Source organism: Pseudarthrobacter sp. L19 (assembly GCF_050859435.1).
Taxonomy (GTDB): domain Bacteria; phylum Actinomycetota; class Actinomycetes; order Actinomycetales; family Micrococcaceae; genus Arthrobacter.
Genome location: NZ_CP193935.1, coordinates 288,936 through 311,930 on the forward strand (window position 1 = coordinate 288,936; position 22,995 = coordinate 311,930).

Below are 22,995 nucleotides of genomic sequence, written 5' to 3' on the forward strand. Positions count from 1 at the left end.
AAGGCCCTATGGGGCTGACGTGCAGTGTTAACGGCCCGGGAGCCGGGATCTCGTGGGAACTACGTGGGCTGCGAAGCCTGTCCCAGGGCGTCCTCGGCGGCAACCCAGGCCAGCATGGCGCACTTGACCCGCGCAGCGTAGCGGGACACGCCCTCAAACGCCGCCGCGTCCCCGAGGATCTCCGGATCCGCGGCCACCTTGCCGCGGGAGCGCAGCACCTCCCGAAAGCTGTCGATGATGCGCTGCAGCTCCGCCGTGTCGAGCTCCTCGGCGAGGTCGGTCAGGACCGAGGCGGACGCCATCGAGATCGAGCATCCCTCACCCTCCCAGCGGAGGTCGCTGACCTTCCCGCCGGCCACGGACACCCGCACGGTGATCTCGTCGCCGCAGGTCGGGTTCAGCTGGTGCGACTGGCCGGACGCGGCCCCCGCGGGGAACTCCGCCCCCGTGTCCAGGCCGTTGCCGTGCCGTTCCTTGGCGTGCTCGAGGATTATTTGTTGGTACAGCTGGTCAAGGCTCACGGGCGGTCCTCAGGCGTTAAGTAGGGACGGACGCCGGCGACGGCGTCCAAGAACGCGTCGACGTCGTCGGTGGTGTTGTACAGGTAGGTGCTGGCGCGGGTGCTCGCCGTCAGGCCCAGACGGCGGTGCAGCGGCTGGGCGCAGTGGTGGCCCACGCGCACGGCGATGCCGCGGCTGTCCAGGAACTGCCCGACGTCGTGGGCGTGGACGCCGGCGACGTCGAACGCGGCCAGACCGATCCGTTCCCGGCCGGCGGCGGGGCCCAGCACGCGGATACCGGGGATAGCCTCAAGGCCCTCGACGAGCCGCTGGCCGAGTGTGGCCTCCCAGGTGTGGATCCGGGCCAGGCCGGTCTCGGTCAGGTAGTTCGCCGCGGCAGCGAGCGCGACCGCCTGCGAGATCCGCTGCGTGCCGGCCTCGAAGCGCTGCGGGCTGGGCAGGAAGCCGGCGCGGTCCATGGTAACCGTGGTGATCATGGACCCGCCGGTGAGGAAGGGGGCATGGCGTTGAGCAGCTCCGAACGACCGTAGAGGCCGCCGATCCCGGTGGGCCCGAGCATCTTGTGCCCGGAGAAGACGGCGAAGTCCACGTCCAGGGCCTTGACGTCGAGCTCCAGGTGCGGGGCGGACTGGCAGGCGTCGAGGACTACCAGCGCGCCGGCGGCCCGGGCCAGCGCGACCAGGTCCGCGACGGGGTTGATGGTGCCGAGGACGTTGGAGGCATGGGTGAAGGCCAGGACCCGGGTGCGGGGTCCGATCAGTCGGGCGGCGGCCTCCAGGTCCAGGACACCGGCGTCGTCCACGGGGATGTAGTCCAGGGTGGCGCCGGTCCGGGCGGCTAGCTGCTGCCACGGAATGAGGTTGGCGTGATGCTCCATCTCGGTGACCATGATCCGGTCGCCTGGCCCCAGCGCGAACCGGGCAGCCTCCGCCGGGGCGCCCGGCAGGGAGGCGTTGAGGAAGGAATAGCTCAGCAGGTTCAGGCCCTCGGTGGCGTTCGAGGTCCAGATGAGTTCGTCGTCGCCGGCGCCGATGAACGCGGCGACGGTTTCCCGGGCGTCCTCGAAGACGTCGGTGGCCTCCACGGCCAGATGGTGGGCACCCCGGTGCACGGCGGCGTTGCGCTGCTCGTAGAACTCCTGTTCGGCCTCGAGCACGCTGATGGGGTTCTGAGAGGTGGCCCCGGAGTCCAGATACACCAGCGGCTGGCCGTTCACGGGCCGGTTGAGGATCGGGAAGTCGTTGCGGATCCTCAGGACCTCGTCGTTTCCCAAGGCCGGGGCCGGGCTGGGCAGGTGGGCTGGTGGTGCAACCATGGGTGGAACTCCTGATCGGCAGTCGCTGCGTCGGCGTCCGCCCTGCGGGTGAGCGCGGCGTGGGCGACCGATTACGTTACACAGATTTAGCCTAATTATTCCACGGCCTGGCCGGATGCCCCACGGAGGCCCCCTTACCCCGGGCAGACAAACGCCCCGCCAGCGGGCCTTGGGTTCCCGGGCGGGGCGTTTGGTCCTTGCATCTGCCGCCCGATGCACCGGGCGGGGAGACCGTAAAGGGAGCCGGCGGCGGCTGGGGGAGAGCCTCGGTCTCAGAAGGCTCTGACGCCGCCGGCTCCGTCTTAGGGGTACGGCTGCCCGAAGGCCCCGTACGATTCCATCGAAGGAAGTCGGTTCAGTTGGTGCGTCACATGCTACGGTGCGTCAAATGCTAACGTGCTTCACATCTAAGCCACCTTTGCCCCCCAGCGGGCTTCGCTTGACTGACTTAAGTTAATCAGGGCGCTTGTTGCGGTGCACGAGTAGGACTTACCCGACTTGCCGCATCCGACCGCGACGTCACTACTTGGACCTACTGCCGGATTCAGTGCCCGCCTCCGGCGAACTACGCGGCCTTGGTCGGGATGTGCCCCGTGCGGGCCCGTCGCCGGCGCGCCTCGCCGCGTCTGGCCATCCCGTCGTCGCGTCCTCCACCAGCTCAGCCCTCCGGCTGACGCCCAGTTTCGTGAAGATCCGATAGAGGTGACCCTCGACGGTCCTCGAAGAAAGGGTCAGCGCCGCGGCAATCTCTGCGTTGCTCGCTCCCCGGCCAACCAAATCCAGTACTTCCGCCTCACGCTCGGTGAGGTTCGTGGGCTTTCCGATGCGGACGGCGCCGATGTCCTCTGCTATCCCGGCCGCCAACAGCCGCTGCTGCAATCTTCTATCGATGGTGGCCGCCGGCCGCCACCATTGCGGATTCCGGGCGGCCATCCCTGTTGCGTATCGGGATGCCTCCAAGGCCAGGAGCGGGTAGCCGGACTCCAGTGCCTGATCACTCAGCTCTGCCAGCATGGACGCCTGCGGGGCACTAACAACACGGGCGAGGAGGGAGAGGAGTCTGCCCTCGCGCCCCTCCAGCGCGGCACTGCAGGTCGCCAGGGTTTCGCCCAGGGCTTCCGTTCCCTCGCTCAGCGCAAGTCGGAGAACCTCGGCTTCAACGCCGCACAAGCGACGTCGACTGGCTGCATCCGCGATTCGCCTCAGACTATCGCCCGTCCCATCTCCGCCTTCGGCGACCGTGCAATATGCGTCGGCGAGAAGGCCCAGCGACTCCGGGTAGCATCCCGGATCCTTTCGGAATCGTCGGCTGTGGTCGTCGGCGTCGGACTGACGCCCGGTCATCCTGGCGGCATAGGCCACCAGGACGTGCGCAAGCGGCAGCACTCCCCACGGGTCCGACACCGTCAACTCGGCGATACCAAAGGTGAGTGTTGCCCACGTTTCTGAAAAGCGGGCCTGCCGCAGGCTGCTGTACCCCTGCACTACGTGAAGCAAGCCGCCGCTGCGCGGTAAGCGAAGCGGGGCACGCCGGACATAATCCGCCACGATACGCTCCACCTCGGCCCATTCGCCGCCCCGAACGAGCGTGAGGCAGTACCTCGCCAGAAGGTCTTCGTAGACGAGTGGAAACCCGTTGTCCAGGTCCTGGGCCTGGCTCCACATCTTCCGGCCAAGCTCCACACCGGACACCACCTGGCCCCTTGCGGAGAGGATTTCGGCCCGGTGTGACCGGGTTACCAGAATTCTCACGGCGTCGCTCTGGGGGTCCCCTGAGCCAGCGTTCGCGGTCCCTCCCCCGGTGCCCAGTCTCCCGGCGAGTAACTCCGCGAGGAGAGCGGAGCGGCCTGCCTGAATAGGGCACGCGCACGCAAGGAGCTCTTCCGCTTCCCGGCGTCTGCCCATAACGAACTGTGAGTAGGCAAGCTGGATTCTCGCCTCCGGTAGAAGATCGGCCACGCCGGCAGCGGCCCGGACCGCCGTCGCCTGGTCCATCTCCGCGTTCGCTGCCGCCGCCCCGAAAAGAAGTTCCTCAGGACTCAGCGTCGCACCGGTGTCCAGTGCCCATCGGAAGCAACTGAGAAACGCTTCCGGCGGGCGCTCCTTCTCGGGGCTCAGCGCCAGCAAACTGGCCCGCAGCCGGACGCTTCTGGCAGCCGGAATCCGTTGCCTGACCACCTCGCTGACCATCAAACTGGAGGGGCGTACGAGCCGGTCGCCGTCCTGGGCGACCGCGATGATGCCTGCCGCCTCCAGGGTGTCCACACTGCGTGGGCTGCCGTAACGAAGTATGACACCCAAGGGCAGAGCGCCGGCTGAACAAACGATCGAGGCGACGGCCTGTTCCTCGGCCGGGAGCGATTTCAGCCGGGAATCGATAATGTCCGAAGCTGGAGCGGCATTGAAATCGGGGCGGTCCAGCAGGACCCACTGCCCGAACCTGGCTCCGATGGTATGTCTTTCGGCAGACCGGTCGAGGAGGGACTTGAGTTGGAAGGGGATGCCCGCTGTCACGGCCGCGAACAGTCTGCTGATCCAGGGAGAGACGTTGGCGTCCACATTGCGCTGGCAAAACTCGTGCACCTGCGCCACGGTAAAGGGTGCGAGATCGTGTTTGGTCGCTATCCCGGCGTCCCAGAGCGCGAGGAGTTCCTCCGGCATGCTGGGCACTGGAAGAGAAGACGCCAGTAAAGTTGCCGCCCCAGTGGCCACGGCCTGCGCAACCAGCTTCAGGGTTCCCGCGTCGAGGTGATGGGCATCATCCACGACCACGAGCGGCCGCGACTGTTTCGAACGCAACAGCTGGGTAAACGCCCTGATGACAGCCGCGGAGGAATCCAACTCCTCGACCGGCAGCCCGTCCAGGTAGGGACCGAGGGTTCCGAAGGGGATTGAGGCAAGCATACGGGTGGGCGCCAGCCGGATGACGTCCGTCCCGGTCGGGATCCTGTCGAGGACGCGGCTGATCATTGTGCTCTTGCCGGAGCCGGCTCCGCCCACGATGAGAGCCCCCGCGGTGCCTTCCTCCTTCAAGTCGTCCAGGACCGCCCGAATGGTGCCCGAAAATTCCACGAACCCGCCCTCGTTCATCAGAGGCTCCGTTCATACCCCTCGGCCGGCAGCGGCTGGCCCTTCGGGGTGGGCACGGACGCGCTATCCGATGCGGGCATTACCGGCGGGCCCGGCGGAGCCGGCAATGGCGTCCTTGAGCTCGGCCCGGCTGCCGAGGTGGAGCTTCGCGTACACCTGATAGAGGTGTCCCTCGACCGTCCTCACCGACACGTGCATTTGCTCGGCGATCTTACGGTTCGAATTACCGGCCGCGGCCCGGACGGCCACCTCGCATTCCCTCGCGGTGAGGACGGATGAGGTCAACGCCTGAACTCCGTTCCGCGGGCCGCCGAACAGCTCATCGAGCTTCTGCTCGGCCCTTTGTGCGACGCGGAGCGCGAGACGGTTGCCGGAGTCACTGGCGCACGTGACCGCCTGGCGGGCGATGTCCCTGGCAAAGATGGCATCACCGCCGGATTCGGCGTCCTTGACTACTGCCAACAGAGCTTCGCTGTCGGCATCCCGAAGGCTGTTAGCGACGCGGTGGCAGAGCGCGGCGAATGGTCCGCTCACCCGTTGGGCGATTACCCCCAGCTTCTGGCACGACTGGCGGTCCCCGAGGCGCGCGGCCCCGGACTGGAAGAGCAAGGCGGTACCGTTGGCCCCCCTCTGGATCTCATCCTCGGCCTCCGCGGCCAGTTCACGGATGGCGGCGGCGCGCTGGCCGAGCTCAACCTTCGCGCAGAGTTCGAAATATTTCGTCAACCTCGCGGTCAGCCAGGGTGCCGACGGGTTCCCGGTGCCGTGGTCGGCCAGCACCGCCGCGGCGTAGTCGAGCTTCCCCTGAAGGGACGCCGTGTAGGCAACCGCAGCGTTCCCCAGCGCGAGCAGGAGGAGTCGCCATCGACCCGCAGCTGTTCGATTCCCGCCGTCAGCAGGTCCAGGGCCTCAGCGAGACGCCCGGCGTGCAGGGCCAGAATGCCCTCACCGATCTCGAAGACTCCCCCCACCCTGACGCTTCCGTCGGGAAGTTCCGATGCGGACGCAAGCAGCTGGCTCACGTCCCGGAATCTGGCAGAGTGGACAGCCGACAACAGCAGGCGTTCCCGAACTTCCCCCAGCGCCTCGTCCGACAGGTCAGGGTCCCGTGTCGCGACCAGGAGCTGCTGTCCGAGCATCGCCGCCGCGGCGGCGTCACCCGTTGCGGCTAGCGCCTCACACACCAGGGCACCCGCGACGATTCCCTGCTCGGCCCCCAAATTGTCGGCGCCCAGCGCATCCCTGTCCGTCAGGATGTCCATGTAGCGGCCGTGACGGGCGGCCAGCCGCGCCTTCGCAAGACCAAGTTTCGCCCGTGCCCGAATGGCATCAACGCTCTGGGGATCGACGGCAGTGGCGAGCCATGACGCGAGGCTGTCCAGCCGCTCATCAGCGGTTGTGCCGCCGGAACTGCCGACGCCGTCCGCGCCCGCCAACAGTATTCCCGCGTCCACCCGCTCCGTGATGCTCGCCCCGGAGCCAGCCAGCTCGAAGTCTTGAAGCAGCCGGCGCGCGGCCGGCGCGTTGCCCGATTCCAGGTGGGCACGGGCGGCCTCGATCACCGCACCGGGGGACGCTGCAGAGTCCTCGACCGCGCGCAGGAAGCGAAGGGCGGAAGCGGGATCGGAGGAGCCGTTGGCGCGCCGTGCCGCCGCGAGGGCCAGCTCCGGACTGATCTGCTCGCCGCAGTCCAGTGCCCAGGCCACCCCGGTGGGTCCGCCTGGCTCTAGGCTGTTGCCGGGGCCCCGGACGGCGGTCAGGCGGCGCCTCAGTTCGGCGCTTCGTCCCGGGGGGACGACGCTGCCGACGATGGCAGCGGTCACGGTGTTGGAGACCCGTACGGTCGGCGGGTGTTCGTGGCTCACCGTGATGAGGCCACGTTCCTGCAGCGTGTCCATGTCGTGTGGATCAAAGATGCCCATCAGCGTCTGCAGGGACACCGCCCCGGCCAGGGAAAGCAGTTCGAAGACATCACGCTGTCCGGGGCTGAGACGGTTGAGGCGGGCCTTGACCACGTCCCTGACCTCGCCGGTGAGTGAAATGGGGCGGGGGCCCAGGACCCATGTGCCGTCCTGCTTAGCAATAACGCCGAGCTTGATCTGTTCCCGGGCGAGGGAGTGAAGGAAGAGCGCGTTGCCGCCGCTGGCCGTCCAGAGGGCGCGGGCAGCGGCGTTAGAGAAGTGGCCGCCGTACTCCTGATGGAGGGTGGCCGCCGTCTCTGCGAAGTCGAAGGGCTCCAGGTCCACCCTGCGAAGCAGATCGTCTTTCCACAGGCCCATGATGTCGCCCCCGACGTGCGGCAGGTCCACGCAGGCTGCCAGCAAGGTGACGTGCCCGCCCGCGCTCAGTTGGGCGACCATCATGCAGGAGAGGTCGTCCAGGTCGTGGGCGTTGTCCACGAACAGGACGATGGTGCGGCCCTGCGCCTTGGCGTGCAGCAACTGGGTCAGACCGCGCAGGACCATGAGCGGATGTTCGAGATGGGAAGACTCGAGGTCGTTGAGCAAGACACTGAGCGCCCCGTAAGGCAGCTTCGAGGAGATCGAGCTGCCGCGGACCTGGACCACCAGGTAGTCCTCCCCCAGCCGCTCCAGTGCGCGCTGGGCAATGAAGGACTTGCCGGCTCCGTGCTCGCCCACCAAAACGACGCCGCAGCCGGACCCAGAGGTCAGGGTCTCTACGACGTCGTCGATGATGTGCTGGCGTGTTTGTTTTTGCCGGACCGGCCGCCCGCAGTCTGCTGGGCGGGTGGATGCACGTCTTTTTTACCGCTTCCGGCAGGCACGCCGGCGTCAAGCTGGAACATGGGAGAGACCTTCGCAATCAATGGATAGCCAGTGATAGCTCCACCGTATGGATGAGCCACCGGGATGACACCCGTAAGTAGTACCCGAAAGAACGACAGGTATCCGAGCGGTCTTTACTTAGCTGTACTCAGTTCCTCGCCGAGGCGGCTGAAAATAACCAAGTAGTCAGCCGCCCTGCCGCATCCGTGCCTGCCGGCGGACCGCTGAGTGCCGGGGCAGTCCTGACGTGGCGACCACTCGGTGCGTGACCGCGACGTCGAAGGTTCTATCCCTCAGCTCCGGTCAGTCGTCGGCGGCCAGGCGCCGGAGGTCCTCGCGGCCCTTGATGTTCAGCTTGGCGTAGCTGCGGTACAGGTGTCCCTCCACGGTGCGGACTGAGACCTGCAGTTCTGCGGCGATCTGGCGATCGCTCAGGCCTCGGACGGCCCGGGCCACGATGTCCCGTTCCCGCCGGGTGAGCAGGTCCAAGGCACCTTCCCCGGCTTCCTGTTCCTGGTCCGGGCCAACGGACGCCCTGTCACGGCACCGCAGGCGCTGCGCGGCAGCAGCCCGTTCGCGCAGGGTGTCACCGGCATCGCGGTACGCCGCGGACGCTTCACCGTAGGCCTGCGCGGCAAATCCCCACAGCTCGGCTTCCTCACAGCCTTTGGCCGCCGCCAGCAGCTCACCAGCATCCCCGGCGCACAGGGCGGTGGCGTAAGCGCAGACAGCCGCCGGGCGGCGGCCCTCCAGCTCCGGCGTGAGGTCCCGCAGCCGGGCCGCGGCGTTCTTGTCCCCGAGGGCCAGACGCCAGGCCAGCGACTCGAATTCAAGTCCCGCACCCCCGGGACCCGCGGACTCCCCAGCCGACGCAGCTCGCCGAGGGGATCGGCGTGGTCCTCCAGCTTGGCCTTCCCGTAAACCACCGCCATGGAGGCAAGAGTGCGAAGGTACCGGGAGGCCGGCGGCCGGGCGGATTCATAGTCTCCCAAGAGCCCCGCGGCCTTGCTCTTGGCCCCCACCTCAGCGGCGGCGGCGAACGCCATAGCAGCCGTCAGTGCAAAAAGCTGCTGCGCGTCGGCGATCCGCAGGGCCTCCAGGCCTGCCCGCAGGGTCTTCTTCGCCTCGGCGGCACGGCCCTGGTAGAGCAGCATGATTCCGGCGGCTGTGTGGACGCCGCCGCCGAAGGCGATCAGGCTGGCACCATAGCTGGCCGAGAAGCCGCCAAGTAGAGACTCCGCTGCGCTCCAGTTGCCCCCATGAACGAGCGGAGTGGCGGCCCGGACGGCCAGGAAGTCCGTGAGGAAGGAAACCTCCTCATCGGCCTGCCCAGCGGCTTCCATCCCCGCCGTCGCGGCCTGGTAGGCTCCTTCGGTTTTTCCCCTGACAAGCAATTGCTCGGCTTGCAGGGCCAGCTCAAAGGCACTTTCCAGGTGGTGATCCGGCAGGGCCTCCCCAGTTTCAGGAAAGGAAACGGCCTGATCACCGATGGGGTCGCCGGGTGGCTCAACGCCGTCGTCTTCGCGTTCGCCGGCCAGGGCCCGGGCCAGCGCGCGCAGGGACCCGACCCGGGCGGCAGTGGCGGCCCGGATGCTGTCCGCTTCCCCCGGATGGTTCCCGGCAAGCCGCTCGCCCGCGACCATCAGCTCCTCTGAGCGCCGGACAATCTCGTCAGGTTTGTGGCCCAGTGCGGTGAGGACGGCAGCCCACAGCAACGTGCCGGAGAGAAGACCGGTGACGGAGCCGCCACGGCCAAAGTCCTCCTCCAGGATGTCCCGCGCGGTGGCGTGATGTGCGGTGTTGTAGTACGTCCGTGCGATGATCGCCCGTCCCGCCATGCGCAGGTCCGGGTCCTTGACCTGGCCGGCCGCGCGGCGCGCCAGTTCGTCCTCGAAGAGCGCGCTGGCCAAGGCGGCGGCGCGCAGCAGCTGCCGGTCCCCGACCTCCATGCCGCAGTCCAGCGACCAGCTCACCTGCCTCAGCAGGCCCTCGGCGCTGGCCGGTTCCCGGTCCATCAGGCGGAGCAGGCCTTGGCGGAGCTGCAGGCTGCGGGCCGGGGACACGAGGTTCCGCAGGGTGTCCCCGTAGGTGGTGTGCCAGAGCCGCAATTCAGGCTCGGCCGCGTCTGTCACCCGGAGCAGTTCCTGTTCGACCAGTCCGGCGACGGTGTCCTCGTCCACCATGGCCTCGATGAGTTTCCGGGACACCGGCTCGGAGAGTGCCACCAGGTTTAGGGCCGTGCGCTCGTCCACGGAGAGGCGGAGCAGCTGCCGGCGCACGACGTCGGTGAGCCGCTCACCGTGGCTGTTCAGGGCGCGGGTGAGAAGCCAGACCCCATTGCGCTGCTTCAGTGTGCCGTCGTTTCTGGCGTCGTCGATCAGGCAGGTCAGCAACAGCGGGTTGCCGGCGGAGGCGTGCCAGAGCATTTCCGCGGCACTCGGCAGCACCTGCGGGCCAAGCCGATCGCTGAGGAGTTCCTGTGTCTGCTCGAGGGTGAGCGGGCGCAGGTCGTGCCGCTCGGCGATGCCTTCGAACCACAGTTCCAGCAGTGGGGTGGGTAGGCCCGGACGGACGGCCGCGCTCACCACAAGCTTCGCCCATCCGGCGGCCGCGAGTTCAACCAGCACCGCCGCGGTCGCCTCGTCGAGGTCGTGGGCGTCGTCGACGATGAGGAGCAGCGGCTGGCCTGTGATGCGGCGCTGGGCTTCCAGGTGGCTCCAGAACGTCCGCAGTACGGCCAGCTGGGAGGTGGCCTCCTCCACCGGGAGGTCTACGATGTACGGCCCGAGGACTCCGTACGGGACGTTGCTCAACGCCGGGCTGCCGTGCAGACGGATCGGAGTAACCTCGTTCCCCAGTTCTGCGACAACCGCTTCCATCAGCGTGGACTTGCCGATGCCGTGTTCCCCCACCAGCAACACGGCAACGTGCATACTGCCGCGCAGGGCATCCATCGCGGCGCGCAGGTCCTCGGCCCGCCCCGAAACGCCAATACTGCGCCCGTCCCTGGCCTCGGGTGAGGTGGTTTTAGATGAGTCCAAGCAGATCACTCCGCGAGGACACCCCGAGCTTCGTGAAGACCTGGTAAAGGTGGCCTTCCACGGTGCGGACGGAGATGCCGATTTCCTGGGCAATATCCTTGTTGGTGGCGCCATTGCCGGCCAGCGCTGCGATCTGCCGCTCCCGGTCGGTCAGCAGCGGACCCTTGCTTTTCGGGACCACCGGCAGCGATGGAACGGACGCGGCCAGGGACTCCAACATGCTGTGCGCCGCCGTAGCAACGCCCGGGAGGCCCGAAGCCCGGGCAAAATCGAATGCCAGGGCCGCGCACCGGGCCTGGACCGCGTCGAGCTCCAGTGTTGCGGCCAGGGCGGCAGCTTCCAGCATGGTTTCGGCGTCCTTCTTCCGGCTCCCTACGGCGACCACCCGGGACAGTTCAGCCAGCTGACCCTGCCGGCGGCCGGCGATCTCCTCCATGAAGAGGAAATCCTTGACCGTGCCGTTGACGGTGGCGCCCAGCATACTGATGCCGGCCAGCGTGAAAAGGCCCTCGCGGGCGTAGCGTTCGGCCGCGTTGACCAAGCGGTCTTTCGCCTCCGGGTCCCCCAGCCAGCGGGAGGCCATGTCCATACAGAAATCCGCGGAGCTGCTGACGACGAACCGCCCGGGTCCGTCGGCGGAACGGGCACGGTCAAGATAGATGGTGGCCTGGACCGAGTTGCCCATCTGCGCATAGGCGAAGGCAGTGGCGGCGTACGCCTGCCGCAGGGATTGCAGGCTGGGCCGGACCTCCAGCTGGGCGATCGCGGCCAGCAGCGGATCCAGGGCCAGGTGCCCGCGGCCGGCGTAGACATAGGCGAGGCCGACGGCGAGGTCGGTGGCGGCGCTGCCTGAGTGGAGGCCGTGGCCGGCCCTGCCGCTGGCGTCCTTGAGCATGTCGATGCTCTGGCGCCACTGCCCGGCGAGGAGCAGGACGTTGAAGGACCGCCACGCGAAGTTCTCCCGAAGCCGCGGGATGTTGGCGCGCTCGCCCAGTTGGCCCGCGACGTCCCGCATCACGGCCCGGGCCTCCAGTTCCCGGCCCGTCATGCCCAGCGCCTCCATCAGGATGATGGCGGCGCGCAACCGGAAGTCGGGGCTTGCGGCGTCCGCAGCGGTGTCGACGGCGGCCTTGCGGAGACGCTCCATCATGGGCGCGTAATCACCGATGAACGACAAATGGTTGAATTCGCACAGCTCGAGGCAGCGGCCGGCACAGCTCAGCTCCTCGGCGTCGGTGTCCGGACCGAATTCCTGGAGCCGGAGCCGCGCGCGGCGCAGCATGTCCGGGACCTCGCCCGAACGTTCTTCCAGCCATGCCATGCAATCGGCCTTTGAGGCGATGAAGTCGGCGAAAGCCCGGGGCGCAAGCGCGAACAGCTGGGCCTCGGAGATGTCGTCCAAGGCCGACATCGCCTGCAGCGGCAGTCCCAGCTGGAGATACGCTGCGGCCTTTTGTTGCTGGCCCTCCGGCCATTCACGGTCGCGGGAGCCGATGCTGCCGGCGCACTTCAGCGCGAACTTGGGGTCGAAAAGCCGCACGGCTGCCTGCGCCGCGGCGAGGGCATGGGCGGGGGCGAGTTCGGCATTGCAGTCGTGCGTCCACGCCGCGTAGGCCAGCAGGTCCTGGACGGTTAGTTCATCGAGCTCGTCCTCCCGGTGGCCGGGGACCTTGTCCCGCAGCTCCAGACGGCGCTCCACACTGAGCCAGTTGCGGACAACGTCCCCCAGGTAGCGGTCACCGAGGGAGACGACGTGGCGGTCGGTGCGATCGACGACGATCTGTCCTGCCTCCTCCATATCCGCGATGAGGGACGGGCCGTACATCCGGGCAAGGCGGGACAGTGACATGCTCCGGGCGCAGGAAAGCACTTCGATCACCTCCCGGGCCTCCGGCGACTCGCGGGCGTACCGTGCACGGACGATGTCTTCCAGGGCAGTGCGCCCGTCCAGGACCACCTCGTCGATGAGCGTCCATACGGAGCCGGCGAGGACGAGGTTGCCGCGTTCGATCTGTTCGGAAACGAGGGCCTGGAGCAAGGTGGGGCTGCCCCCGACCAGCTCGTGCAACTGGCTGGCCAGGGCAGTGGATACCCGGTGTCCCAGGGCGGCCTGAAGTACCTTGTGGGTTTCCTGTTCAGTCATGGCGGAGAGCCTGACTTCGGCAAGCTGGCCTGAGGTGATGAGCCAGTAGAAGTCCGGCGGCAGGTCCGTGGTGCGCTGCGCGGTGGCGATGAGTCGCGCCGTGCCGGTCTGCAGGAGATTCAGCAGCACTCCGGTACTCTGCTCGTCCAGGGCTCCGGCGTTGTCCAGCAGGATGACGCATCGGCGGCCGGCGGCGTCGTTTCGGATCAGCGAGGTGATGCCGTGCAGGATAGCGGTCGGTGATCCAAGGGAGCTCTGTGGGAGGCGGGCGAGCGTAAAGGACAGGCAGCCGTAGGGCGTGGCGGTGCCATTGCCAGGACTGCGCAGCTGGAGCGTATAAATGTCAGGGCCAAAGCCGGCCAGCGCGCTCCGCCCAACAATCGACTTGCCCACTCCGCGATCGCCGGTGATCACCACGCCCATGCTCTCAGGCGCCGTCAGTGCCCGAACAACGCGGTCGGCGTCGGCGCCACGTGCCAAGCCCGACCAGGAACGGCGGCCCGGAGGCGCCGCTCCCGGTTCGACCGGCGCGTTTCCCAGGGGTGTACGGTCAGCGGGCCGGTCACGGTGGAACGCCCCAGGAGCCAGCGTCACGGAGGCATCCCCCAAGCCCAGCGTATCCCTCGACATCACGCCCCCTCTTAGCGCTTCCGGACGTCGCGGCCTGAGCCGTCGACATGGCAGTAGCCTACCCCTGTCCCGCGACCCGGAATTACCGAAATCATAGCGGCGCGGCGGAAACCGTGGGAAGTAGCAGAGGACTCTTGACTATGGCCGGGAGGGGCGGAGGTCAGGCCTTCGCGGGGTGGAACTTCTGCTGAGCGGCGAGCAGGCCCTCGCGGATGAGGTCCTCCACGGCGTCGGCGGCTGAGCCCACCAGGAAGGGCAGCTCCTTCTTTTCGGGTCCGGCGAAGTCACGGAGCACGAAGTCGGCGGTGTCCATCCGGCCCGGCGGCCGTCCCACACCCACGCGGACCCGGAGGTAGTCCTTGGTGGCGAGGGCCTTGGAGATGTCGCGCAGGCCGTTGTGGCCGCCCTCGCCGCCGCCGAGCTTGAGCTTGATGGTGTCGAAGGGGATGTCGATCTCGTCGTGGACGGCGATGACATGGGCGGGGTCGATGTCGTAGAACTTCGTCAGCGCCAAGACCGGGCCGCCGGAGACATTCATATACGTCAGCGGCTTGGCCAGCACCACGCGCGGGCCGCCGATGCCCATGCGGCCTTCCAGTACCTGGGCCCGTGCCGCCTTGTGCGATTTGAAGCCCCCACCCACCCGCGCGGCAAGGTCGTCGAGGACCATCTGGCCGACGTTGTGCCGGTTGTGGGCGTATTCGGCGCCGGGGTTGCCGAGGCCGACGATCAGCCAGGTTTCGCTCATGGGTGGATCCTTTCAGGGCGGCCCGCCGGGGCGGGGCGGGCACAGACGACGGCGGCCGGGCCCCTGTGGGACCCGGCCGCCGGAAGATTCGCCGTAATTACTCGGCGGCAGCTTCGGAGGACTCTTCCTCGGCAGCTTCCTCGCCGGCTTCCGGAGCCTCTTCGCCAGTCTCTTCTTCCTCGAGCTCGAGCTCGACGGCCTCGGAGACGTTGACGACCAGGGTCTCGGCGTCGGCCAGCAGGGTGGTGCCCTTCGGCAGGACCAGGTCGGAGGCGAGAACGTGCTCGCCGGCGCCGCGGCCTTCGACGCTGACCTCGATGGCGGTCGGCAGGTGGGTTGCCTCGGCCTCGAGCGGAACGGTGGTCAGTTCCAGGTTGTGGACGTTGCCCGGGGCAACGTCGCCGGTGACGGTGACGGGGACGTCAACGGCAACCTTCTCGCCCTTGCGGACGGTCAGCAGGTCGAGGTGCTCGACGATCTGCTTGACGGCGTTGCGCTGGATGTCCTTGACCAGGGCGAGGTGGGATTCGCCGTTGATGTCCAGGTTCAGCAGGGCGTTCGGGGTGCGGACGGCCAGGGTGGTGGCCTTCGACGGCAGGGTCACGTGGATCGGCTCGGCGCCGTGGCCGTAGATGACGGCGGGGATGAGGCCGGCCATGCGGGCGCGGCGGGCGAAGCCCTTGCCGAATTCGGTGCGTACTTCTGCTGCGAGCTTCTGCTCAGACATAGCGTCTCCTCTGGTGGAACGGTGGTTCAGCAAGGGCGGAGGTCTGTCAGCGACCTTCGACGCCGGGCGCGTGGCCCACTTCAGAAGGAGATTCAGACCCAGTCGATAACGGAGACCGGCAATCCTGCCGGCACTCTCCCTCGCCAAGGTATCGGGAAAAGTCTAGCAGTGCCGGCCCCCGATGTGCTAAACGGGGCCCGGCACGGCCGTGGTGGAGCGAGCGGTCAGGCGTTGCCGTCGAACAGGCTGGTGACGGAGCCGTCGTCGAACACTTCGCGGATCGCGCGGGCGATCAGCGGGGCGATCGAGAGCACGGTCAGCTGCGGGAAGTGCTTGTTCGCGGCGATCGGCAGGGTGTTGGTCACGACGACCTCGCGGGCACCGGACTCGGAGAGCCGCTTGGCGGCCGGGTCGGAGAACACGGCGTGCGTGGCGGCGATGATGACGTCCTTGGCACCGGCGTTCTTCAGCACCTGGACGGCGCCGGAAATGGTTCCACCGGTGTCGATCATGTCGTCGATCAGCACGCAGGTGCGGCCCTCGATCTGGCCGACGACGGTCTTGGAGACGGCCTGGTTCGGCACGGTCAGGTCGCGGCTCTTGTGCACGAAGGCCAGCGGGGCGCCGCCGAGGCGCTCGGCCCACTGTTCGGCGACCCGGACGCGGCCGGTGTCCGGGGAGACGACGGTGATGTTGTCGGAGCCGACCCGGGTGCGGATGTAGTCCGCCAGCAGCGGGATCGCCATCAGGTGGTCCACGGGGCCGTCGAAGAAGCCCTGGATCTGCGAGGTGTGCAGGTCCACGCTCATGATCCGGTCCGCGCCGGCGGTCTTGTAGAGGTCGGCGACCAGGCGGGCGGAGATCGGCTCGCGGCCGCGGCCCTTCTTGTCCTGCCGGGCGTACGGGTAGAACGGGGAGACCACGGTGATGCGCTTGGCGGAGGCCCGCTTGAGCGAATCGATCATGATCAGCTGTTCCATGAGCCAGTTGTTCAGCGGTGCCGGGTGCGCCTGGATGACGAAGGCGTCGGTGCCGCGGACGCTCTCACCGGCGCGGACGTAGATCTCGCCGTTGGCGAAGTCGTAGGCGTCCAGCGGCAGCAGTTCGGTGCCCAGCTCCTTGGCGATCTCGCGTGCCAGCTCCGGGTGCGCCCGCCCGGCGGCCAGCACCAGCTTCTTCTCGCCGTGTGCCGTAATTTCGCTCATGTTTGCTAGCCCTCTTCTGTTGGTGCCGGAGTAGTGGAGGAAGTTGTGGTGCCGGCCGCCTCGGCCAGGGTGGCCGAGATTGAGCCGGGGCGGTTCGCCGCGACCCAGCCTTCGGCGTTGCGCTGCTTGGCCAGGGAGAGGGCGAGGGCGCCGGCGGGAACGTCGCTGCGGATCACCGCGCCGGCGCCGCTGTAGGCGCCGTCGCCGACCTGGACCGGGGCGACGAAGACGGTGTTCGAGCCGGTGCGGACGCCGGAGCCGATGATGGTGCGGTGCTTCTTCTCGCCGTCGTAGTTGGCGGTGATGTTGCCGCAGCCGATGTTGGTGTCCTCGCCGATTTCGGCGTCGCCGGCGTAGCCCAGGTGGGAGAGCTTGGAGCCGCGGCCGATGGTGACGTTCTTCGTTTCGTAGAACGCGCCGATCTTGCCGGTCTCGCCGAGGTCGGTGCCCGGGCGGAGGTAGGTGAACGGTCCCACCGAGGCGCGGGCACCGATGCGCGAACCGGAGCCGTGGGTGCGGATGACCTTCGCGCCCTCCCCCACCTCGACGTCGGTGAGCGTGGTGTCAGGGCCGACGACGGCGTCGCGGGCAATACGGGTGGTGCCGTGCAATTGCGTGTTCGGCAGCAGGCGGACGTCCTCGTCGAGGGTGACGGTCGCGTCGATCCAGGTGGTGGCGGGGTCGACGACGGTGACGCCGGCGCGCATCCAGGCCTCGACGGTGCGGCGGTTGTGCTCGGCGCCGAGTGCGGAGAGCTGGACGCGGTCGTTGGCGCCCTCGACCTGCCAGCGGTCCTCGGTGACGACGGCGGCGACGCGCCCGCCGGCGGCCCGGGCTAAGGCCAGGACGTCGGTGAGGTACTTCTCGCCCTGGGCGTTGTCGGTGGTGACGTGGGCCAGCGCGTCGCGGAGGACGGCGGCGTCGAAGGCGTAGATGCCGGAGTTGATCTCGCGGATGCCGCGCTCGGCCTCGGAGGCGTCCTTGTGTTCGCGGATGCCGGTGACGGTGCCGTCCTCGGCGCGGAGGATGCGGCCGTAGCCGGTGGCGTCGTCGAGCACGGCGGTCAGCACGGTGACGGCGTTGCCGCCGGCCTCGTGCGCGGCCACCAGTTCGGCGAGCAGGCCGCCGGTGAGCAGCGGGACATCGCCGTAGGTGACGACGACGGTGCCGGTCAGCGGGCCGCCGGCATGCCGGGCATCGAGCGCCTCGAGGGCTGCCTCGACGGCGCGGCCGGTGCCGGGGATGTGGTCCTGGTCCACGATCAGCGCCTCGGGATCCAGCGCGGCGATGTGCGCGGCCACGAGGTCACGTTCGTGCCGGACCACGAGGGCCAGTTCCTCCGGGTGCAGGGCGCGCGCGGCGTTCAGGGCGTGGCCGACCAGGGAACGGCCGCCGATCTCGTGGAGAATCTTGGGGGTACGGGACTTCATCCGGGTACCGGCGCCTGCTGCAAGGACTATGACGGCGGCTGGGCCGGTGTTCTCGGGGCTCACGTACGGGCTCTCCTTGCTCAGCGGCCTGACTCGTGGCCGCTGCTCGGTGGATCTCGGCATCCTGTCCATCCTACTGGAATCCACAGGGCCCCCACCCGCTGCCGCAGTTCCGCCCATAGGACTCGAACCTATACTCCACGGCTCCAAAGGCCGGGGTGCTGCCATTACACCAGAGCGGACCATGCCCGGCGGTTAGGCCCTGGCACGAGAGCCAATTCTGCCACGAAGCATGTTGCTCGTGCGACTCGGCGGTCCGCGGCGGCCGCGCGGATTAGGGCATGATGGATGCTGTGAGTGAGAACGCAGGCGGGTCCGGAGGGGCGGACCACCGCACCGGCATGCCGGGGCGGGCGCCCGGCCATATCCCGCGGCCCCGGATGACCGGCGCCGCGCGGCGGCTGCAGTTGCTCGACGTCGGCCGCGGCCTGTTCGCCGCCCGCGGCCGGGACGCCACCACCATCGAGGAGATCGCCTCGGCCGCCGGTGTCTCCAAACCGGTGATCTACGAGCACTTCGGCTCCAAAGAGGGCCTCTACAGCCAGGTCGTCTCCCACGAGTTTGGGATACTGCTGGGTGCCGTCGGCGGGGCACTGTCCGCGGACGCGAAGCCCCGGGTCCTGGTGGAGCGGGCGATCCTGGCACTGCTGGGCTACATCGAGGACCGGGCCGAGGGCTTCCGGATCCTGGTCCGCGACGCTCCCCGGCCCAGCCCGGCGGAGCCTTCCCCGCGCTGTTGGCCCAGGTCACCACCCGGGTGGAGCACATCCTGGCCGACGAGTTCTCCCGCCGCGGCTTCAGCGCCGCCGACGGCGCCATGTACGCCCAGATGCTGGTGGGGATGGTGGCGATGACCGGCCAGTGGTGGCAGGACACCCGTACCCCGAACAAGCACGAGCTGGCAGCGCACCTGGTGAACCTCGCCTGGAACGGCCTCACCGGCCTCCAAAAGGACCCGGGCCTGCAGATCGACGGCTGAGTCTGCCGCCGCAGTCCGCTCGTTGTCACCACCGCGGTGCAGCGGCCTTTCGCCGTCGCTTAGACACGGCCCAACAGGCCCCTGCGGTCGCTGAGCGACCTCCGGAGCCCGTTGTGCCGCGATGCGCGACTACGCGAAAGACCGCGGCGCCGCTCGCGCGGACAGCACCGGTGAACGTTCTGCGCGCCCCTCTCGAGCGCACACGCAAGGTCGCGTTCTACCTCTTCACCCACCGACAGTGAGACGCGTCGCCGGAGGCGGTCCTTCCGAAAGGAGCGCATCGCGGCACCTCGGGGCCCGGAGGTCGCCCAGCGACCGGAGGGCTCCGACGTGCCGTGTCTAAGCGACGGGGAAGGGCCGTCTCCGGCACCCAAGCCAGCCCGACGGCCGGCGGGGGAAGGGCAGCCTGCGGCACCCAAGCCAGCCCGACGGCCAGCGGGGGATTATTCGCCGAGGGTTTCTGCGGCTTCCAGCCATTCGAGTTCGAGGGTTTCGCGTTCGGTGGCGAGTTCCTGGAGCTTGGCGTTCAGGGCGGCGAGTTCGTCGAACTTGCTTGCGTCGCCGGCGCCGGCCGCCATCTGGGCGTGGACCTTGTCCTCCTGCTGCTGCAGCTTGCCCAGCTGGCGGTCGATCCGGTTCTTGGCCTTGCGGGCCTCGCGCTTCTCCGCCTCGGAGGGGCCGGACGCCGCAGCTGCGGCCGCGCCGCCGCCGGAGGTGAACCGGGTTGCCGCCGCCGGACACCGTGGAGCCGGCCAGGGCTGCCTCGCGCAGTTCCAGGTACTGGTCCACGCCGCGCGGGAGGGCACGGAGCTTGCCGTCGCCCAGCAGTGCCATCTGGTGGTCGGTGACGCGTTCGAGCAGGTAGCGGTCGTGGCTGACCACGACGAGGGTGCCGGGCCAGCCGTCGAGGACGTCTTCGACGGCGGCGAGGGTGTCCGTGTCCAGGTCGTTGGTGGGCTCATCGAGCATCAGCACGTTCGGCTCCCCCACCAGCAGGCGGAGCAGCTGCAGGCGGCGCCGCTCGCCGCCGGAGAGGTCCTTGACCGGGGTCCACTGCTTCTCGTTCGTGAAGCCCAGCTGCTCCACCAGCTGGCCGGCCGTGAATTCCTTGCCGCCGACGTTGAAGGAGCGCTTCTCCCGCTCGATGACCTCAATCACGCGCAGGTCGGAGACGTCGTCGAGCTCCTTGACCTCCTGCGTCAGGACGGCGGTGACGACGGTCTTGCCGCGCTTGAGCTTGCCCGTGGTGGGTTCGATCTCGCCGTTGAGCAGTTTCAGCAGCGTGGTCTTGCCGGCGCCGTTGACGCCCACCAGGCCCAGCCGCTCCCCCGGGGCCAGGCGCAGGGTGATGTTGTCGAAGAGCTTCCGGCCGGACTCGTCACCGCGCAGGTCGAGGGAGACGTTCTCCAGGTCCAGCACGTCCTTGCCGAGCCGGGCGGTGGCCATCTTGCTCAGCGCGGTGGTGTCGCGGGGCTCGGGGACGTCGGCGATCAGGGCGTTGGCGGCCTCGATCCGGAACTTCGGCTTGGCGGTGCGGGCGGGGCGCCGCGGCGCAGCCACGCGAGTTCCTTCTTGACCAGCTGCTGGCGCTTGGATTCGACGACGGCGGCGGAGCGGTCACGCTCGGCGCGCGCCAGGACGTAGGCCGCGTAGCCGCCCTCGAACGGGTCGACGATGCCGTCGTGGACTTCCCAGGTCTTGGTGCAGACCTCGTCGAGGAACCAGCGGTCGTGGGTGACCACCAGGAAGGCGCCCTGGTTGGCGCGCCAGCGGGACTTCAGGTGCCGGGCCAGCCAGGCGACGCCCTCGACGTCGAGGTGGTTGGTGGGCTCGTCGAGCATGATGACGTCGTGGTCCTCGATCAGGAGCTTGGCCAGCGCCACGCGGCGCTTCTGGCCGCCGGAGAGGGAGTGGACGTTGGCGTGCCAGTCGACGTCGGAGACCAGTCCGCCCATGATCTCGCGGATCTGCGGGTTGCGGGCCCACTCGTAGTCGGCCTGGTCGCCGACGATCGCGGCGCCGACGGTGAGGTCGCCGTCGAGCACGTCGCTCTGGTCCAGGTAGCCGACGTTGACGTCGCCGCGCTTGGTGACGCGGCCGGAGTCCGGGGTGGAACGCAGGGCGAGCAGCCGCATCAGGGTGGATTTACCGTCGCCGTTGCGGCCCACCATGCCGATCCGGTCCCCTTCTTCGAGGCCGAGGGTGATGCCGTCGAGGACGGTGCGGGTTGCGTACGAAACCGTGAGGTTTTCGCCGCCGAGCAGGTGTGCCACGGGGAACTGCTTTCCTGGATCTGAAGGACCCCGCCGGGGTCCGTACTGCGAACGTTCTTAAAGGAGCGTATCGGAGATGATGCGGGCGCCGTGCACCGGGCCATGGACGGCCATGGCGTCCAGGCCGTGGTGGCGCAGCTCGGTGGCGAGCCCGTCGGCGGCCGAGGGGTTGTGGGCCAGCAGCGCCACGGTGGGACCGGAGCCAGAGACGATCCCGGCGATGGCGCCGCAGGATTCGCCGAGGCCCAGCACGTCGCGCAGCTCCGGGGCGAGTTCGATCGAGGCGCGCTGCAGGTCGTTGACGAGGACCCGGCTCAGGGCGTCGGCGTCGCCGCTGAGCAGCGCCGCGAGGACCCGGGGATCGACGGAGGTTGGCTCCTCGATGGCCTCGTCGCTCTCGGCCCGGAGCCGGTCGAGGGTGCGGAAGACCTCGGGGGTGGAGAGGCCGAAGTCCGCGGTGACCAGCACCCAGTCGGTCTGGGCCTTGACGAGCGCGGGCGAGAGTTCGTCGCCGACGCCGAGGCCGACGGCGGTGCCGCCGAGCAGGGAGAAGGGCACGTCGGCGCCGAGCTCGGCGGCGAGGTGGGCGAGTTCCTCGCGGGAGAGGCCACTGTTCCAGAGCGCGTCGCAGGCCAGCAGCGTGGCCGCGGCGTCCGCGGAGCCGCCGCCCATGCCGCCGGCGACCGGGACGCGCTTGGTGATTTCCAGGTGCACGCCGGTGGAGTGTTCGGAGACGTCGGCCATGATGGCGGCGGCCTTGTAGGCCAGGTTGCGTTCGTCGAGGGGGATGTCGACGCCGTCGAGGTCGAGGGTGCTGGCCGGGCTGATGCCGACGGTGATTTCACCCGTGTCCGTGCTGGTGGCGGCCACTTCTTCATAGAGCGAGACGGCCAGGTAGACGCTGGCCACCGAGTGGTACCCGTCGGGCCGCAGCGGCCCTACATCCAGTGAGACGTTCACTTTGCCTGGCGCCTTGACCCTCACGGTCCGCGCCGGGAAGCGCCCTCTCACTGCGTTCATGGCTCCACGCTATGGCATGGGCGGTGCGGTTCCAAGCCGCCGGCGCAGGTGATATCCACGCGGCCCGGGGGTCCGCACCGCGCTCTGCGGCCCAGGGCTCAGGCGTCGGCGGGCGTGGGGGCGTTCCGCGCCTCGGCGATCCGGGCGAAGGCGGTCACGTCCAGCACCTCGCCGCGCGCTGTCGGGTCCACGCCCGCGGCGCGGAGGCACCGCTCGGCCTCGGCGGCGCTGCCGGCCCAGCCGGCCAGGGCGGCGCGCAGGGTCTTCCGGCGCTGCGCGAACGCGGCGTCGATCACGGCGAACACCTCTTCCCGGGTGGCGGTCGTGACCGGGGGTTCGCGGCGGGTGAAGGCCACCAGGCCGGAGTGGATCTTCGGCGCGGGCCAGAAGACGTTCATGCCGATGACCCCGGCCTTGCGCATCCCGCTGTACCAGGCGGCCTTGACGGAGGGGACGCCGTAGGTCTTGGAGCCGGGCGCCGCGGCCAGCCGGTCCGCCACTTCGTCCTGGACCATGACCAGCCCGTGGCGCAGGCTCGGGAAGTGCTGGAGCAGGTGCAACACCACGGGAACGGCCACGTTGTAGGGCAGGTTGGCCACCAGCGCGGTGGGCTCCACCGGCAGCTCGGTGACCTTCATGGCATCGGAGAGGACCAGGTGGAAGTCCTGCGCGGCGTGGGGGCGCCAGCGTTCGACGGTGGCGGGGAGTTTCGCGGCGAGGACCGGATCGATTTCGACGGCGACGACGGTTTTGGCGGCGTCCAGCAGGCCCAGGGTCAGGGACCCGAGGCCGGGGCCGACCTCGAGGACGGTCTCGTCCGGGGCGATGTCGGCTACGGAGACGATGCGGCGGATGGTGTTGCCGTCGATGACAAAGTTCTGGCCCAGCGTCTTGGTGGGACGGACCCCGATCTCCTCGGCCATCCGGCGGATGTCGGTGGCGCCCAGCAGGGGTGCCGGGGCGGTCACGGGAGGCGTCGCGGCGGTGGCGGGAGTTGCCGCGTCGGGCCCGGCGGAGGTCGGTTCAG

13 protein-coding genes, 1 tRNA gene and 3 pseudogenes are annotated in these 22,995 nt (G+C 68.8%); 1 reads left to right on the forward strand and 16 read right to left on the reverse strand.

Features of this window, described 5'->3' with window-relative positions; translation table 11 throughout:
- Positions 1-59: 59 nt before the first annotated feature.
- From sufU to ACRQ5B_RS01375, 13 genes and pseudogenes are all read right to left on the reverse strand, one after another.
- Entirely contained in the window at positions 60-521 is a 462-nt protein-coding gene (sufU, locus tag ACRQ5B_RS01315; protein ID WP_432396178.1) for a Fe-S cluster assembly sulfur transfer protein SufU, read from the reverse strand.
- A pseudogene (locus ACRQ5B_RS01320) lies at positions 518-1,836 on the reverse strand (aminotransferase class V-fold PLP-dependent enzyme). The gene sufU and the pseudogene ACRQ5B_RS01320 overlap by 4 nt, the downstream one beginning before the upstream one ends.
- A gap of 522 nt (positions 1,837-2,358) precedes the next feature.
- Positions 2,359-4,926, reverse strand: coding sequence for a LuxR C-terminal-related transcriptional regulator (locus ACRQ5B_RS01325; RefSeq protein WP_432396181.1), 2,568 nt, complete (start codon positions 4,924-4,926; stop codon positions 2,359-2,361).
- 63 nt (positions 4,927-4,989) lie between these two features.
- Entirely contained in the window at positions 4,990-5,706 is a 717-nt protein-coding gene (locus ACRQ5B_RS01330; protein ID WP_432396184.1) for a response regulator transcription factor, read from the reverse strand.
- A complete protein-coding gene (locus ACRQ5B_RS01335) occupies positions 5,661-7,622 on the reverse strand; it encodes an AAA family ATPase (RefSeq protein WP_432398654.1) in 1,962 nt (653 codons plus the stop codon). Before ACRQ5B_RS01335 ends, ACRQ5B_RS01330 begins: the two co-directional genes overlap by 46 nt.
- 393 nt (positions 7,623-8,015) lie before the next feature.
- Positions 8,016-8,168, reverse strand: a complete 153-nt coding sequence (locus ACRQ5B_RS01340; protein WP_432396187.1) for a helix-turn-helix domain-containing protein — start codon at positions 8,166-8,168, stop codon at positions 8,016-8,018.
- Positions 8,144-10,753: an AAA family ATPase gene (locus tag ACRQ5B_RS01345; protein ID WP_432396190.1), complete on the reverse strand. Its 2,610-nt coding sequence runs from the start codon at positions 10,751-10,753 to the stop codon at positions 8,144-8,146. The genes ACRQ5B_RS01340 and ACRQ5B_RS01345 overlap by 25 nt, the downstream gene beginning before the upstream one ends.
- Entirely contained in the window at positions 10,740-13,319 is a 2,580-nt protein-coding gene (locus ACRQ5B_RS01350) for a LuxR C-terminal-related transcriptional regulator (protein WP_432398656.1), read from the reverse strand. The genes ACRQ5B_RS01345 and ACRQ5B_RS01350 overlap by 14 nt, the downstream gene beginning before the upstream one ends.
- Positions 13,320-13,686: 367 nt before the next feature.
- Positions 13,687-14,274 carry an aminoacyl-tRNA hydrolase gene (gene pth, locus ACRQ5B_RS01355; RefSeq protein WP_432396193.1) on the reverse strand — a complete coding sequence of 196 codons (588 nt, stop codon included), beginning with the start codon at positions 14,272-14,274 and terminating at the stop codon, positions 13,687-13,689.
- A 97-nt stretch (positions 14,275-14,371) separates the two neighbouring features.
- Positions 14,372-15,001 (reverse strand): 50S ribosomal protein L25/general stress protein Ctc, encoded by a 630-nt coding sequence (locus tag ACRQ5B_RS01360; RefSeq protein WP_432396196.1) that lies wholly within the window; start codon positions 14,999-15,001, stop codon positions 14,372-14,374.
- A 224-nt stretch (positions 15,002-15,225) separates the two neighbouring features.
- On the reverse strand, positions 15,226-16,206 hold the full coding sequence (locus tag ACRQ5B_RS01365) for a ribose-phosphate diphosphokinase (RefSeq protein ID WP_290258513.1): 981 nt from the start codon (positions 16,204-16,206) through the stop codon (positions 15,226-15,228).
- A 5-nt stretch (positions 16,207-16,211) separates the two neighbouring features.
- Positions 16,212-17,699 (reverse strand): bifunctional UDP-N-acetylglucosamine diphosphorylase/glucosamine-1-phosphate N-acetyltransferase GlmU, encoded by a 1,488-nt coding sequence (gene glmU, locus ACRQ5B_RS01370; protein WP_432396199.1) that lies wholly within the window; start codon positions 17,697-17,699, stop codon positions 16,212-16,214.
- Between the two features lie 107 nt (positions 17,700-17,806).
- Positions 17,807-17,878: transfer RNA gene (locus tag ACRQ5B_RS01375), tRNA-Gln, on the reverse strand.
- Positions 17,879-18,076: 198 nt separating this feature from the next.
- On the opposite strand from ACRQ5B_RS01375, the pseudogene ACRQ5B_RS01380 reads away from it, so the two are divergent.
- A pseudogene (locus ACRQ5B_RS01380) lies at positions 18,077-18,675 on the forward strand (TetR/AcrR family transcriptional regulator).
- Between the two features lie 443 nt (positions 18,676-19,118).
- On the opposite strand, the pseudogene ACRQ5B_RS01385 reads toward ACRQ5B_RS01380, so the two are convergent.
- From ACRQ5B_RS01385 to rsmA, 3 genes and pseudogenes are all read right to left on the reverse strand, one after another.
- A pseudogene (locus tag ACRQ5B_RS01385) lies at positions 19,119-20,948 on the reverse strand (ABC-F family ATP-binding cassette domain-containing protein).
- A 57-nt stretch (positions 20,949-21,005) separates the two neighbouring features.
- Complete coding sequence (locus ACRQ5B_RS01390; RefSeq protein ID WP_400159322.1) at positions 21,006-21,968, reverse strand: 4-(cytidine 5'-diphospho)-2-C-methyl-D-erythritol kinase; 963 nt, start codon at positions 21,966-21,968, stop codon at positions 21,006-21,008.
- Positions 21,969-22,066: 98 nt separating this feature from the next.
- A complete protein-coding gene (rsmA, locus tag ACRQ5B_RS01395; RefSeq protein WP_432398657.1) occupies positions 22,067-22,891 on the reverse strand; it encodes a 16S rRNA (adenine(1518)-N(6)/adenine(1519)-N(6))-dimethyltransferase RsmA in 825 nt (274 codons plus the stop codon).
- Positions 22,892-22,995 lie beyond the last annotated feature (104 nt).

What these genes read in the sequence shown, in the direction of transcription:
- ACRQ5B_RS01360 (WP_432396196.1), bottom strand. Translation starts at nt 15,001, where the DNA reads ATGTCTGAGCAGAAGCTCGCAGCAGAAGTACGCACCGAATTCGGCAAG.
- ACRQ5B_RS01365 (WP_290258513.1), bottom strand. Translation starts at nt 16,206, where the DNA reads ATGAGCGAAATTACGGCACACGGCGAGAAGAAGCTGGTGCTGGCCGCC.
- rsmA (WP_432398657.1), bottom strand. Translation starts at nt 22,891, where the DNA reads ATGGCCGAGGAGATCGGGGTCCGTCCCACCAAGACGCTGGGCCAGAAC.
- pth (WP_432396193.1), bottom strand. Translation starts at nt 14,274, where the DNA reads ATGAGCGAAACCTGGCTGATCGTCGGCCTCGGCAACCCCGGCGCCGAA.
- ACRQ5B_RS01350 (WP_432398656.1), bottom strand. Translation starts at nt 13,319, where the DNA reads ATGGGCGTGGTGATCACCGGCGATCGCGGAGTGGGCAAGTCGATTGTT.
- ACRQ5B_RS01390 (WP_400159322.1), bottom strand. Translation starts at nt 21,968, where the DNA reads ATGAACGCAGTGAGAGGGCGCTTCCCGGCGCGGACCGTGAGGGTCAAG.
- ACRQ5B_RS01325 (WP_432396181.1), bottom strand. Translation starts at nt 4,926, where the DNA reads ATGAACGAGGGCGGGTTCGTGGAATTTTCGGGCACCATTCGGGCGGTC.